We start from the raw sequence: 12,624 nt of genomic DNA, 5'->3' as shown, positions 1-12,624 counted from the left end.
TGGGTCGTGGACTTCCCTCAGGCACTGCGCGAGCGGCGCACCCGACGCCGCCTCAGCCAGCTCGAACTCGCGGACCGGGCCGGCACCACCCAACGGCACCTCAGCTTCATCGAGACCGGCCGCTCGACGCCCGGGCGTGACCTGGTGGTCCGGCTGGCCGAGTCGCTGGAGCTGCCGCTGCGCGAACGCAACGACCTGCTGCTGTCCGCCGGATTCGCCCCCGCCTATCCGCGCGGCGCCCTGGGCGGCCCCGAACTCACCCCGGTGCTGGACGCGTTGGAGCACATCCTGACGGGCCATCTGCCCTATCCCGCGGTGGTGGTCGACCGGTACGGCGAACTGGTCGCCGCCAACGCGGCGTTCGGGCTGCTCACCGAGGAGGTGCCGGCCGAGCTGCTGGGTCCGGCGACCAACGTCTACCGGGTGGCCCTGCACCCGCGGGGCCTGGCACCGAGGATCGGCAACTTCGCCGAGTGGGCCCAGCACGTGCTGACCGGTTTGCGCCGCGAGCTGGAGCGCCACCCGGACGAGCGGCTGGACGCCCTGCACGCCGAGCTGCGCTCCTACCTGCCGGCCCGGGCGCCCGTCGCGGCCCCGCTGGGATTCGCGGTCCCGCTGGAGCTGCACTCGCGGCACGGCCTGCTGCGGCTGATCACCACCATCACCACCTTCGCCACGGCTGCCGACGTGACCCTGGCGGAGCTGAAGCTGGAGGCCTTCCTGCCGGCCGACCGGGCCACCTCGGTGATCCTCGCGGGGCTCCGGGACGCGCAGCGGGAGGATGGGCCGAGCGGGCGGGGCTGACCTAGACAATCCATAGGATTCATGCTCGAACATCGTTCACCAATTCGATTCGAATTGACCCCCAGGGGTGATCGACAGAAACCTTCACTTTCGCTTCGAGGTCACCCCCCGAGGTGCGAACACCTGACGAGAAGCCTGCTTAGCACATACCGTGACCTGCAGTCTTTTCCTCAGGGAAATTCAGTCATGAATTCTTGGCGCGGGTAATCTCCATTCCGTGCAAGCCCAGACCGAATCATCATCGGCCCCGAGTCGGCCGCCGGCCGAGCAGGTCACGGCCTACTCCACCTGGCCCCCGTTGAACCGGACGCAGGCCACCCTGCTCGGCCTGACCGCACTGGCCTACCTGATCGTCATCGCCGGGGTGCTCCTGGACACCGCCCTGGTGGACCTCGACTGGTGGGCCAGACTGGCCCGGCCCTACCACCGGTGGCCGGAGCTGGAGCCGCTGCTGAGCGCCTGGGTGGTGGCGGGCCAGCGCGGCCCGTCGGCGATCGCGGCCGGCGGCTGGCTGGTCTGGCGCGCCTGCCGGACCCACAACGCGCGCCCGCTGCTGGTGATGGGCACCGCCCTGCTACTGCTCAACGTCACGGTCGGCACCGTGAAGATCGTCACCGGTCGGCTCGGTCCGCACTACGCCCACTACGTCGGCTCGGCCGAACTCTTCTCCGGCGGCACCATCTTCCCCTCCGGTCACACCGCCAACGCGGTGGTCACCTGGGGGGTGCTGGCCTACCTGGCGGCGCGCTGGCGGCGGACCGGCGCCGTCCTGGCCGGCGCCACCGCCTGCTCGATCGGGCTCACCACGGTGTACCTCGGCACGCACTGGGTGAGCGACGTCCTCGCGGGGTGGGCGGCCGGCCTGCTGGTCCTGCTCGCCCTGCCGCTGGCCGAGCCGCTGCTGGCCTCCGCGGCCGTCCGGATCGCGGCCCACCGCCGGGCGCGGCGGCCCGGGGGCCCAACCGCCGGCCCGTGACCGCGCCACCGGCCCGTGGCCGCGGGTCAGCCCTCCCAGCCGCGCTCCACCACACCGTCCCGGACCACCAGGTTCAGCCGTCCCTCGCGGTACTCCATGGTGATCATCGCGCCGGGTTCCAGCACCCGGACGCCGGCCCAGCCACGCTCACGGGCCAGTTCCTCGGCGACCTCGACGGACAGCCCGGCGAAATCCCGGGTCGTCTCCTCCGTCATCGCGGTTCCCCCTTCCGGTCGGACGTACGCTGGAATCGTAGACCCGCCCGGGCCGGACGGCCGGGGCGGTGCCCCGCCGCGAGGAGGTGAGCGCCGTGCGTGCGACGACCCCCCGGCGTTGGCGCAGCGGCACCGAGCCCGCGACCGCCCGCAGCGACCTCAAGCTCCGGCTGCTGCTCTCCCTGACCTTCACGCCGTTCTTCGCGCTCTGCACCGTCGGTTTCGCGGTGTTCGCCGCCCGGGCGGCGCCGGACGGCGCGCCCTCCCGCGGGACCCTGATCGGGTTCACGGTCGCCTGCGCCGTCCTGACCGTGTTCGCCCTGATGGACCTGGTGGTCGTGCTGCACCGACGGCAGACCGAACTCTGACCGCCGGCCCCTCGCGCGGACGGCACGGACGGTGCCCCGACCCGGCCGGAGGCACGGTCCGCCCCGGTCACCTGCTGCCGACCGCCTGCTTGACCAGCGTCCGCCCGAAGTCCCACATCAGGCCGCTGCCCCGGTGCGCGTCGTCCATCACGTCGGTGAAGGCGTCGACGAAGCGGTCGACGTCCCGCTCGGTGATGGTCAGCGGCGGGATCAGCTTGATGACCTCCAGGTGGTCCCCGGACACCTGGGTGAGGATCCGGTGCCGCTGGAGCAGCGGGACGACCACCATCTGCGCGAACAGGCCCTTGCGGGCGGCCTGCAGGGCCGTCCACCCGGTGCGCAGCTTCAGCGACTTCGGCCGGCCGAACTCGATACCGATCATCAGGCCCCGGCCCCGGACCTCGGCCAGCAACTCGTACCGGTCGGTGAGCGCGGCGAGCCTTTCGCGCAGCAGGTCGCCCGTGCGGCGGGCGTTCTCGACCACTTTCTCGTCCCGCATCACGTGCAGGGTGGCCAGCCCGGCGGCCATCGCCTGGGCGTTGGAGCCGAAGCTCGCCGAGTGCACCAGGACCCGGTCCATCGAGGAGTACACCTTCTCGAAGATCCAGCCCCTGCCGAGGGTGGCGCCGACCGGCACGTAGCCGCCGGAGAGCGCCTTGGCCGCGCAGACCAGGTCCGGCAGCACGCCCGCCTCGTGCTGGTAGGCGAAGAACTCACCGGTCCGGCCGATCCCGGTCTGCACCTCGTCGCAGATCAGCAGGGCCTTGTTCGCGTGCAGCAGCTCCTGTGCGGCGCGCAGCCAGCCGGGCGGCGGGGCGAGCACGCCCTTGCCCTGGATCGGCTCGACGATCAGGGCCGCGACGTCGCCCTTCCTGAGCTCGCGGGCGAGGGCGCCGAGATCGCCGAGCGGGATCGCGGTGTCCGGCAGCAGCGGGTCGAAGCCCTTGCGGAACCCGCTCTCCCCGTTGACCGAGAGCGAGCCCGCGGTGAGCCCGTGGAAGGCGTGGTCGCAGTAGAGGACGCGGCGGCGCCCGGTGGCGTACCGGGCGAACTTCAGCGCCGTCTCGACCGCCTCGGTGCCACTGTTGCCGAAGAACACCCGGTCCAGCCCCGGGGTGTGGGAGAGCAGCTCCTCGGCGAGCAGGCCGGGCAGCGGGGCGCAGTCGAAGCGGGTGAGGTCGGGCAGGTCGAGGTCCATCACCTGCTGGACGGCCGCCCGCACCACGGGGTGGTGCCGGCCCAGCGCGAAGATGCCGAAGCCGGCCAGCATGTCGAGGTACTCGTTGCCCTCGGCGTCGTAGAAGTACGGGCCCTCGGCGCGCTCGTAGTACTTGTCGAAGCCGATGGTCCGCAGCATCCGGGGCAGCTGCGGGTTGAGGTACCTGCTGTGCAGCTCGTAGCGCTCGGCGCCGCGTTCGGCGAGCAGCGCGGCGAGGTCGAATCCCGGCCCGGCGGCCGGGCGGTCGGGGGCCGGTTCGGTGCTGGAATCAGCCGGCATGGCGCTGGTTCGCTCCTCGGGTCGGTAGCAGCCGCTTGGCGACGGCGGCGGTCTGGGCGGCCACGCCGGTGCCGGTGAGGCCGATCTCCTCCAGGATCTCGCCGCGGGAGGCGTGCGCGAGGAACTCCTGGGGAATTCCGAGCGCCCGCAGCGGGGTGTCCACCTCGGCGTCCCGCAGCGCCTGGGCGACGGCCGCGCCGACGCCGCCGGCCCGGCCGTTGTCCTCGACGGTGACCACCAGGCGGTGGGCGGCCGCGAGTTCGACCAGCGCGGGGTCCACCGGCTTGACCCAGCGCGGGTCGACGACGGTGGCGGTGAAGCCGTCGGCCAGCAGCAGGGCCGCGGCGTCCAGGCAGGCGGGGGCGGTGGTGCCGACGGCGACCAGCAGGATCTCCGGCGCGGGACCGGTGCGCAGCAGCACGTCGACACCGCCGATCCGCTCCTGCGCCGGGACGGCCGGCCCGATGTCGGCCTTGGGGAACCGCACCACCGTGGGCGCGTCGGCGACCTCGACCGCCTCCCGTAGCAGGGCCCTGAGCTGGTCGGCGTCGCGCGGGGCGGCGAGCCGCAGGCCCGGGACGACCTGCAGGATCGACATGTCCCACATGCCGTTGTGCGAGGCTCCGTCGGTGCCGGTGACACCGGCGCGGTCCAGCACGAAGGTCACACCGAGCCTGTGCAGCGCGACGTCCATCAGGACCTGGTCGAAGGCCCGGTTGAGGAAGGTCGCGTAGACCGCGACGACTGGGTGCAGCCCGCCGGTGGCCAGACCCGCGGCGCTGGTGACGGCGTGCTGCTCGGCGATCCCGACGTCGAAGGTCCGTTCGGGGTACGCCTCGGCGAACTTGGTCAGCCCCACCGGCTGCAGCATCGCGGCGGTGATGGCGACGACGTCCGGCCGCTCGGTGCCGATGGCGAGCAGCTCGCTGCCGAACACGGACGTCCAGGAGGTGCCGCCGCTGGGCGAGATCGGCAGGCAGGTGTACGGGTCGATCGGGCCCACCGCGTGGAACCGGTCCGCCTCGTCCTGCTCGGCGGGCCGGTAGCCGCGGCCCTTGACCGTCAGGCAGTGCACGATGACCGGGCCGCCGAAGCCGCGGGCCTGGCGCAGCGCCTGCTCGACGGCGGCGATGTCGTGCCCGTCGATCGGGCCGAGGTACTTCAGGCCGAGGTCCTCGAACATGCCCTGCGGCGCGAAGGCGTCCTTGAAGCCCTTCTTGGCGCCGTGCAGGGCGTCGAAGATCGGCTGCCCGACCAGCGGCGTGCGCTGCAGGGCGCCCTTGCCGAGCGCCAGGAACCGTTCGTAGCCCTGGGTGGTGCGCAGGGTCGAGAGGTGGTGGGCCAGGCCGCCGACGGTCCTGGCGTAGGAGCGCTCGTTGTCGTTGACGACGATGACCAGCGGCCGGTCCTGCGCCTCGGCGATGTTGTTGAGGGCCTCCCAGGCCAGGCCGCCGGTGAGCGCCCCGTCGCCGATCACGGCGACGGTGTACCGGTCGTGCTGGCCCAGCAGCTGGGTGGCCTTGGCGAGGCCGTCGGCGTAGGCGAGCGCGGTGGAGGCGTGCGAGTTCTCCACCAGGTCGTGCTCGGACTCGGCCCGCGACGGGTAGCCGGACAGGCCGCCCTTGGCGCGCAGCCGGCTGAAGTCCTGCCGCCCGGTGAGCAGCTTGTGGACGTAGCTCTGGTGCCCGGTGTCCCAGACGATCCGGTCGTACGGGGAGTCGAAGACCCGGTGCAGGGCGATGGTGAGTTCGACGACGCCGAGATTGGGGCCCAGGTGACCGCCCGTCCGGGTGACGGCGCCGATCAGGAAGTCGCGGATCTCCTCGGCCAGGAGGGGGAGGTCCGATGCGGGAAGCTGTCTGAGGTCCGCTGGTCCCTTGATCGCGGGCAGGAGTGACATGGGTTCACCTCAGGACTCGTTCGGCTCAGGGCTTGTACGGCTCAGGGCTGGTTCGACTCAGGGTTTCCGGGACTCGGGGCCTTCCTGGACTCAGGGTTCCGGGACCGGGGACCTCTTCGGCTCGGGACTTGATCGGGTCGGACTCGTGCGACCGGTGAAAGCGGTGTCCAGCCTGCCGTGGGAACGGCCGGCGCGCCTGCTGAGCGCGGCACGCCCGGCCGCCCGCGAGGGGCGGGGCCCGGCACGGGGAGCCCGTGCCGGGCGGCGGGTCAGTGCTGGCGGTTGGCGCCGATGGTCTCCCGGACGGCCCGCAGCGACTCGGTGAGCGAACCCATGGTGGCGAGCACGGCGGTCGGCTCGTACCCGCAGTGCGCCATGCAGTTCTCGCAGCGGGGGTCGCGGCCGCGGCCGTACTTCGACCAGTCGGTCTTCTCGATCAGTTCGCGGTAGGTCGGCACGTAGCCGTCGGACATCAGGTAGCAGGGGCGCTGCCAGCCGAACAGCGAGTAGTTCGGGATGCCCCAGGCGGTGCACTCGAAGTCGACCTTGCCCTCCAGGAAGTCCAGGAAGAGCGGGCTGTGGTTGAGACGCCAACGGCGCCGGTTGCCGCCCGCGAAGGTCTTCCTGAACAGCTCCCTGGTCTGCTCGACGCCGAGGAAGTGCTCCTGGTCGGGTGCCTTCTCGTAGGCGAAGGCCGGGGAGATCATCATCTCGTCGACCTTGAGGTCGTCGTTGAGGTAGTCGAGCACCTCGATGATGGTCTGCGGGGTGTCGGTGTTGAAGAAGGTGCTGTTGGTGGTGACCCGGAAGCCGCGCCGCTTGGCCTCCTTGATCGCCTCCACGGCCTCGTCGAAGGTGCCCTCCTTGGCCACCGACGCGTCGTGCCGCTCACGAAGCCCGTCGATGTGCACCGTGAAGGTGAAGTACGGCGAGGGGGTGAACTTGTCCAGCTTCTTGCGCAGCAGCAGCGCGTTGGTGCAGAGGAAGACGTACTTGCGCCGCTCCACCAGTTGGCGGACGATCTCGTCGATCTGCGGGTGCATCAGCGGCTCGCCGCCGGCGATGGAGACCATCGGGGCGCCGGACTCCAGCACGGCGCCGACCGCCTGGGCGACCGGCATCCGCTGCTTGAGCACCCCCGCCGGGTGCTGGATCTTGCCGCAGCCCTCACAGGCCAGGTTGCAGGCGAACAGCGGCTCCAGTTCCACGATGAGTGGGAACTTGTCCCGGCGCTTGAGCAGCTTCTGCTGCATGAGGTAGGTACTGACCCGCACGGTCTGGCGCAGCGGCATGGCCATGGCTAGCTCGCCTCCTGAGGGAGCGTCGAGGATGTGGGGTGAACCGGGGGGTGATGGCCGGTGCGCAGACCGGCGCGGGAGGCGCCGGCCGGGGCCGCACCGGCGGTGGCGCAGACCTGCGCGTGCCAGGCCACCAGGGCGGGAACGGTGGCGCGCAGGGTGCGCCAGGCGCGCAGTCCGGCCGGCAGGGTGCCGGGGCGGACCAGCTCGCGCTCTGGTGTGTCGACCACGACCCGCAGGACGGCGGCCGGCATCGGGCCGGCGGCGGGTCCGCCGCCGGGCTGCGCCGCCGGGTGGAGCTCCCGGAGCCGGGCCAGCACGGCCGCGGCCTCCATGTCGACGGCCAGCGCGCCCTGCGCGTGCAGGGCGCGGCGCTCCAGGCCGCGGACGACGTGGTCGGCGGTGTGGTGCACACCGATGTGGGTGGTCAGGCCGTCGGCCCGGAGGGCCTCGGCCAGGGCCGGGCCGGACCCGATCCCGAAGTGGTTTCCTTCGGCGTCGCGCACCCCGTCCGCGACGATGACGTCCCCCGGGCTCGTCCCCAGTGCGACGGCGGCGCCGAACCCGGCGACCACCAGGGCGCTGTACCCGCCCGGGGCGGCCGTCAGGAGGCGTCCGACGGCGAGTCCGGCGCGGCGCCGGCCCATCCCGGTGCGCACCAGGACGGGCGGGCCACCGGTCGCGCCCGACCAGTCCCCGCCGCGCAGGGCCCAGACCTCGGGGCCGAGCGCGCAGAGCACCAGGAGCGGGGCCGTGCTCATCGGGCGGCCCCGATCCGGGGCACGCTGCCGGCCGGGGTGCCGGTGCCGGGCGTGCCGTGCAGGTAGCGGCCGAGGGCGGTGACGGGGAAGACCAGGCGGTAGAGGTGGTAGTTGATGGAGAAGTCCCAGGGGAATCCGGTGCCGGTGAACTGTGGTTCGTCCCAGGTGCCCTCGGGCAGCTGGGTGCCGACCAGCCAGTCGACGCCGCGCTCGACGGCGGGGTTGGCCCGGCCCTGCGGGCCCTCGCCGGCGGCGAGCAGGGCCATCAGGGCCCAGGCGGTCTGCGAGGCGGTGGAGTCACCGCGCCCGGCCCAGTTCTGCGGGTCCTCGTAGGAGCGCATGTCCTCGCCCCACCCTCCGTCGGCGTTCTGGCGCTCCTCCAGCCAGCGGACGGCCCGGCGGATCGCGGGGTGGCCCTCCGGGAGGCCGGCCGCGACCAGGGCGGGCAGGACGGAGCCGGTGCCGTAGATGTAGTTGGTGCCCCAGCGGCCGAACCAGGAGCCGTCCTCCTCCTGGTTGCGCAGCAGCCACCGCACGCCCCGGCGGGTGCGCGGGTCGTCCGCCATGCCGACCTCGGCGAGCATCTCGACCACGTGGGCGGTGACGTCGGCGGACGGCGGGTCGACGACCTCGCCGAAATCGCAGAAGGGCAGCTTGTTGGGCAGGGTGCTGGTGTTGTCCACGTCGAAGGCGCCCCAGGCGCCGTTCTTGGACTGCATGCCGAGGTTCCAGTCGACGGCCCGCCCGACCGCGCCGGAGACCCGGCCGGGGTCGGGGTGCGCCACCCGGCGCAGGGCGAGCACCACCTCGGCGGTGTCGTCGATGTCGGGGTAGTTGTCGTTCTCGAACTCGAAGGCCCAGCCGCCGGGGGCCAGCGACGGGCGCCGGACGGACCAGTCGCCGCGTCGGGTGATCTCCTCGCCGATCATCCAGTCGACCGCGGAGACCAGGGCGGGGTGGTCGGCCCCCACCCCGGCGTCGACCAGCGCGACGGTGGCCAGGCAGGTGTCCCAGACGGGTGACTGGCAGGCCTCCAGCCAGCGCATGCCGTCCTCGGTGTGCACGGTGAAGCGGTCGAAGGCGGCGAGGCCGGCCTGCATGACGGGGTGTTCCAGCTCGTAGCCCTGCAGGTGGAGGGCGATCAGCGAGTAGACGGCGGGGGGCTGGATGCCGCCCCAGCAGCCGTCGGCCTCCTGGCGTTCGACGATCCAGCGGGCGGCCTGCGCGAGGGCGACCCGGCGCAGCGGGCGGACGGCCCGGCGGTGGTAGGCGTGCAGGAACTTGTCCAGCCGCTCGAAGATGCCGTCCCAGCTGGTGGGCGACGCGAGCGGGCGCTGGGGGAAGGGGTTCGCCGGGTCGGTGTGCAGTTCGGTGAGGGCGAACGGGGCCGGGCGGACCGGGCGGTGGGCGGACACCACGGTGAGCGGGACGATCGTCTGCCGGGCCCAGCAGCCGAAGGCGTAGATGTTCAGCGGCAGCCACCGGGGCAGGAACATGATCTCGGGCGGCATCTCGGGCAGCCGTTCCCACGGCCACCAGCCGAACAGGGCCAGCCAGATCCGGGTGAAGACCCGGGTGGCCGCGATGCCGCCGCTGTCCCTGATGTGCCGGGCGGCCGCCTGCATGTGCGGGGCTCCGGGGTCGTCCCCGGCGAGTTTCAGGGCGACGTACGCCTCGACGGTGGTGGAGAGCTCCGCCGGGCCGCCGTAGAAGGTGGACCACGTGCCGTCGTCCCGCTGCTGGGAGCGGATCCATTCGGCGGTGGCCTTGGTCAGTTCTTCGTCCCGGATGCCGAGGAACTGGCGCAGTAACAAGTCCTCGGCGTCCATGGTGACGTTGGTTTCCAGGTCACCCTTCCACCAGCCCTCGGAGCTCTGCAGTGACAGCAGGTGGGTGGTGGCGCGGGACAGTGCCTCCTGGGCGGAGGCGGGGCCGGTGCCACCGATAGTAGGTCCATCAGCTTGTCGGACCGGTTGGCTTCCGTCGGGCTCCCACCGCCCGGCGCTCGCGGGTGGCAGGGACGGAGCCGCCGCCGGCGCCTGGTGCCCCTTGAGGCGGTCAGGCGCCGGTGGGCGCTCGCCCACCGCGACCGGCTCGGAATCGTACTCAGGGTCGAGCCGGCCGTCCGCAGTTGCTGTCAACTTGACGTCACCTCTCTCGTACCACCACGAATTCGGCGAGTGCGACGAAGTGCTCGCGCACCGTGTCGGCCATCGGCACCTCGTCCAGGGCGGCGAGGGCAGTCTTGTGCTGGCGGCGGGCCTCGTCCTGGGTCCAGGACCGGCCGCCCGCCTCCTCGATCAGTGCCGCGCGGGCGGCGAGCTGCGGTTCGCTCTCCTCCCCGCGCCCCTTGGGATCGGCCAGCTCCTCGGCCAGCCGGCGCGAGGCGGCGCTGCCCTCGGCCAGGGCCGCGGCGACCGGCAGGGACTTCTTGCGCTGGCGCAGGTCGCCCCAGTGCGGCTTGCCGGTGACCTCGGTGGCACCCCAGATGCCGAGCAGGTCGTCGACGGCCTGGAAGGCGAGGCCGAGGTGGTGGCCGTAGCGCTGGAGCGCGTCCGAGGTGCGGTCGTCGGCGCCGGCCAGCACCGCGCCGATCGCGGCGGCGGCGGCGAGCAGGGCGCCGGTCTTGTTGCCCTCCATCTCCAGGCACTCCTCGACGGTGACGACGTCGCGGTGCTCGAAGGAGAGGTCCTGGGCCTGGCCGTCGATGAGCTTGCGGGTGGCGGTGGTGATCAGCCGGACGGCCCGGGCCGCGTCGGTGGCACTGGCCCCGCCGGTCACGGCGGCGTCCAGCAGCACCTCGGTCCCGAGGGTTGCCAGGGCGTCGCCGACCAGGATCGCCTGGGCCGGACCGAAGACCGTCCAGGCGGTGGCCCGGTGCCGTCGGGTCTCGTCACCGTCCATCAGATCATCATGGAGCAGGGAGAAGTTGTGCACCAGTTCAACGGAGACCCCGCCGGGCACGCCGACCTCGGCCGGAGCGCCCACGGCCTGGGCCGAGAGCAGGGCCAGCGCGGGGCGCACGGCCTTGCCGCTGTCGCCCTGGACGGCGCTGCCGTCCCGGTCGATCCAGCCGAAGTGGTAGGCCGCCACGGTGTCCATCGGGGCCGCCAGACGGGCCACCGAGGCCCGCAGCGGGGCGGCGCAGAGCCTGCGGGCGTGGGTGAGCAGCTCGGGCACCGAGACCGGCTCGGCCTGCGCCGTGCCTCCCGCGCCTCTGCCGGTGCGTGACTCCACGTACGTTCCCTCTCCCTGGTGGTGCCGGGCCGTGCTGGACGGCCGGGTGATTGCGGTGTCGGCGGCGGTGTGCGCGGCGCCGGCGCGGACGGGGCCCGGGGTCACCTGGGCCACCTCCCGTCACCTCGGTCGACGGGTCGGCGGGCGCCGCCCGCCAGGGCGGCGTCGGCCGCCGCGTGGCCGCTGCGCACGGCGCTCTCCATGGTCGCGGGCCAGCCGGTGGCCGTCCACGAACCGGCCAGCAGCAGGCCGGGGACGCGGGTGCGGGCCTGCGGGCGCAGCGCGGCGCTGCCCGGCGCCGGGTCGAAGGTCGCGGTGCGCTCGCGGGTGACGAAGAAGTCCAGCACCTCGGCGCCGGCCGCGGCGGGCAGCAGCCGGGCGAGCTCCGGCAGGTACCGCCGGCGCAGCTCCGCCACCGGCAGGTCGATCTCGTCCTGGACGGCGGACTGGGACACCGCGAGGTACTGGGCGTCCGGGTGTGCGGCGCCGAGGCCGGAGCCGGCCAGCCCGGAGTGCGAGGTCCGGTCGAAGACCCACTGGACGGGCGAGTCCAGCGCGGCGAAGAACGGGCGGCGGAGCACCTTGCGGTCGTAGATCACGTGCAGGTTGAGGATCGGCGCGGTGCCGAAGGCCGCGAGCCGCTGCTGCCCCTCGATCGCGTCCGGCGGGAGCAGGGCGGCGGCGCTGTCCTGGGCGCCCGCGAGGACGACCGTGTCGGCGGCCAGCAGCTCGCCGCCGTCCAGCCGTACGGCGTGCTGGCCGGCGGGCTTGAGTTCGGTCGCGCGGGCGCGCAGCAGGACCCGTACGCCGGCGCGCTCCAGCTCGGCCAGCGCCGCGTCGTGGTGGATCGCGCCGAGCGGGACGGCGGCCGTGCCGATGTCCGAGGCGCCCGGCTCGGAGAGCAGGCCGGTCTTGAAGACCATCGCGGCCAGGGCCAGCGAAACCTGGTCGGCCCTGGCGTTCAGGGTCGCCACGCCCACCAGGTCCCACATGGCGGCCAGGGTGGCGGCGTTCTGGCCGTGGCGGCGCAGCCAGTCGCCGAAGGAGATGTCGTCCAGGGCCGGGTCCGCGAGGTCCAGGCCCTTGAGCGCGAGCGCCGCCCGGACCACCCGCAGCCGGTCGGCGGGGCCCAGGTGCGGGTACGCCGCCAGGCTGCCGGCCAGGTGCAGCGGGACGGGCAGGGCGGCCCGGCGCAGCCGGCCGAGGGTGCGGCGGGCGGTCGGCCCGGAGCCCCGGACGCCGAGCACGGGGACGTCCAGCCGGGGCTGCACGTCGACCAGTCGGCCGGCGCCGAGCCGGTCGACCAGGCCGCGGTAGGCGGTGCAGCAGCGCAGGAAGACGTGCTGGCCGTTGTCGACCGTCAGCTCGCCGCGCTGGAAGGAGAAGGCCAGGCCGCCCAGCCTGGGACGGCCCTCGACCAGGGTGACGCGGTGGTCGGCCTCGGCGAGCCGCAGGGCGGCGGTGATGCCGGCCAGGCCGCCGCCGACCACCACGGCGGTGGGCCGGGCGGTGTCGGATCGCACGCTCATCGGCCCTCCCCCCTGTCGTCGGCGCACGGGAAGCAGGT

At 73.3% G+C, this 12,624-nt stretch carries 10 protein-coding genes and 1 pseudogene; 3 read left to right on the top strand and 8 right to left on the bottom strand.

Features of this window, described 5'->3' with window-relative positions:
* Window positions 1-6: 6 nt before the first annotated feature.
* Window positions 7-804, top strand: a complete 798-nt coding sequence (locus tag OG689_RS32300) for a helix-turn-helix transcriptional regulator (RefSeq protein ID WP_266324376.1) — start codon at window positions 7-9, stop codon at window positions 802-804.
* 217 nt (window positions 805-1,021) lie between these two features.
* Window positions 1,022-1,780, top strand: a complete 759-nt coding sequence (locus OG689_RS32295) for a phosphatase PAP2 family protein (protein WP_266324375.1) — start codon at window positions 1,022-1,024, stop codon at window positions 1,778-1,780.
* A 26-nt stretch (window positions 1,781-1,806) separates the two neighbouring features.
* Here OG689_RS32295 and OG689_RS32290 read toward each other — a convergent pair whose 3' ends face one another.
* Entirely contained in the window at window positions 1,807-1,995 is a 189-nt protein-coding gene (locus OG689_RS32290; RefSeq protein ID WP_266324374.1) for an I78 family peptidase inhibitor, read from the bottom strand.
* Between the two features lie 95 nt (window positions 1,996-2,090).
* Between OG689_RS32290 and OG689_RS32285 the strand changes: the two genes are divergently transcribed.
* On the top strand, window positions 2,091-2,363 hold the full coding sequence (locus OG689_RS32285; RefSeq protein WP_266324373.1) for a DUF6343 family protein: 273 nt from the start codon (window positions 2,091-2,093) through the stop codon (window positions 2,361-2,363).
* 67 nt (window positions 2,364-2,430) lie between these two features.
* On the opposite strand, the gene OG689_RS32280 is transcribed toward OG689_RS32285, so the two are convergent.
* The 7 genes and pseudogenes from OG689_RS32280 to hpnE form a co-directional block, all read right to left on the bottom strand.
* Window positions 2,431-3,861, bottom strand: coding sequence for an aspartate aminotransferase family protein (locus OG689_RS32280; protein ID WP_266324372.1), 1,431 nt, complete (start codon window positions 3,859-3,861; stop codon window positions 2,431-2,433).
* The gene (gene dxs, locus OG689_RS32275) at window positions 3,851-5,761 is read right to left on the bottom strand and encodes a 1-deoxy-D-xylulose-5-phosphate synthase (RefSeq protein ID WP_266324371.1); all 1,911 of its coding nucleotides are present in this window, start codon (window positions 5,759-5,761) and stop codon (window positions 3,851-3,853) included. The genes OG689_RS32280 and dxs overlap by 11 nt, the downstream gene beginning before the upstream one ends.
* A 269-nt stretch (window positions 5,762-6,030) precedes the next feature.
* Window positions 6,031-7,059, bottom strand: coding sequence for an adenosyl-hopene transferase HpnH (hpnH, locus tag OG689_RS32270; protein WP_266324370.1), 1,029 nt, complete (start codon window positions 7,057-7,059; stop codon window positions 6,031-6,033).
* Between the two features lie 2 nt (window positions 7,060-7,061).
* Window positions 7,062-7,820: a 1-hydroxy-2-methyl-2-butenyl 4-diphosphate reductase gene (locus OG689_RS32265; RefSeq protein WP_266324369.1), complete on the bottom strand. Its 759-nt coding sequence runs from the start codon at window positions 7,818-7,820 to the stop codon at window positions 7,062-7,064.
* A pseudogene (shc, locus tag OG689_RS32260) lies at window positions 7,817-9,745 on the bottom strand (squalene--hopene cyclase); the annotation flags it as partial. The pseudogene shc and the gene OG689_RS32265, both read right to left, overlap by 4 nt.
* Before the next feature lie 223 nt (window positions 9,746-9,968).
* The gene (locus OG689_RS32255; protein ID WP_266327591.1) at window positions 9,969-11,000 is read right to left on the bottom strand and encodes a polyprenyl synthetase family protein; all 1,032 of its coding nucleotides are present in this window, start codon (window positions 10,998-11,000) and stop codon (window positions 9,969-9,971) included.
* A 158-nt stretch (window positions 11,001-11,158) separates the two neighbouring features.
* Window positions 11,159-12,586 carry a hydroxysqualene dehydroxylase HpnE gene (hpnE, locus tag OG689_RS32250; protein ID WP_266324368.1) on the bottom strand — a complete coding sequence of 476 codons (1,428 nt, stop codon included), beginning with the start codon at window positions 12,584-12,586 and terminating at the stop codon, window positions 11,159-11,161.
* Between the last annotated feature and the right edge of the window lie 38 nt (window positions 12,587-12,624).

The sequence above is a fragment of the Kitasatospora sp. NBC_00240 genome (assembly GCF_026342405.1).
In the GTDB taxonomy this organism is placed as follows: domain Bacteria; phylum Actinomycetota; class Actinomycetes; order Streptomycetales; family Streptomycetaceae; genus Kitasatospora.
This window is presented reverse-complemented; position numbering and strand designations above follow the sequence as displayed.

Excerpts from the sequence above, each read along its gene's own strand:
- hpnE (WP_266324368.1), bottom strand. The coding sequence starts at position 12,586 with ATGAGCGTGCGATCCGACACCGCCCGGCCCACCGCCGTGGTGGTCGGC.
- dxs (WP_266324371.1), bottom strand. The coding sequence starts at position 5,761 with ATGTCACTCCTGCCCGCGATCAAGGGACCAGCGGACCTCAGACAGCTT.
- OG689_RS32265 (WP_266324369.1), bottom strand. The coding sequence starts at position 7,820 with ATGAGCACGGCCCCGCTCCTGGTGCTCTGCGCGCTCGGCCCCGAGGTC.
- OG689_RS32280 (WP_266324372.1), bottom strand. The coding sequence starts at position 3,861 with ATGCCGGCTGATTCCAGCACCGAACCGGCCCCCGACCGCCCGGCCGCC.
- hpnH (WP_266324370.1), bottom strand. The coding sequence starts at position 7,059 with ATGGCCATGCCGCTGCGCCAGACCGTGCGGGTCAGTACCTACCTCATG.
- OG689_RS32290 (WP_266324374.1), bottom strand. The coding sequence starts at position 1,995 with ATGACGGAGGAGACGACCCGGGATTTCGCCGGGCTGTCCGTCGAGGTC.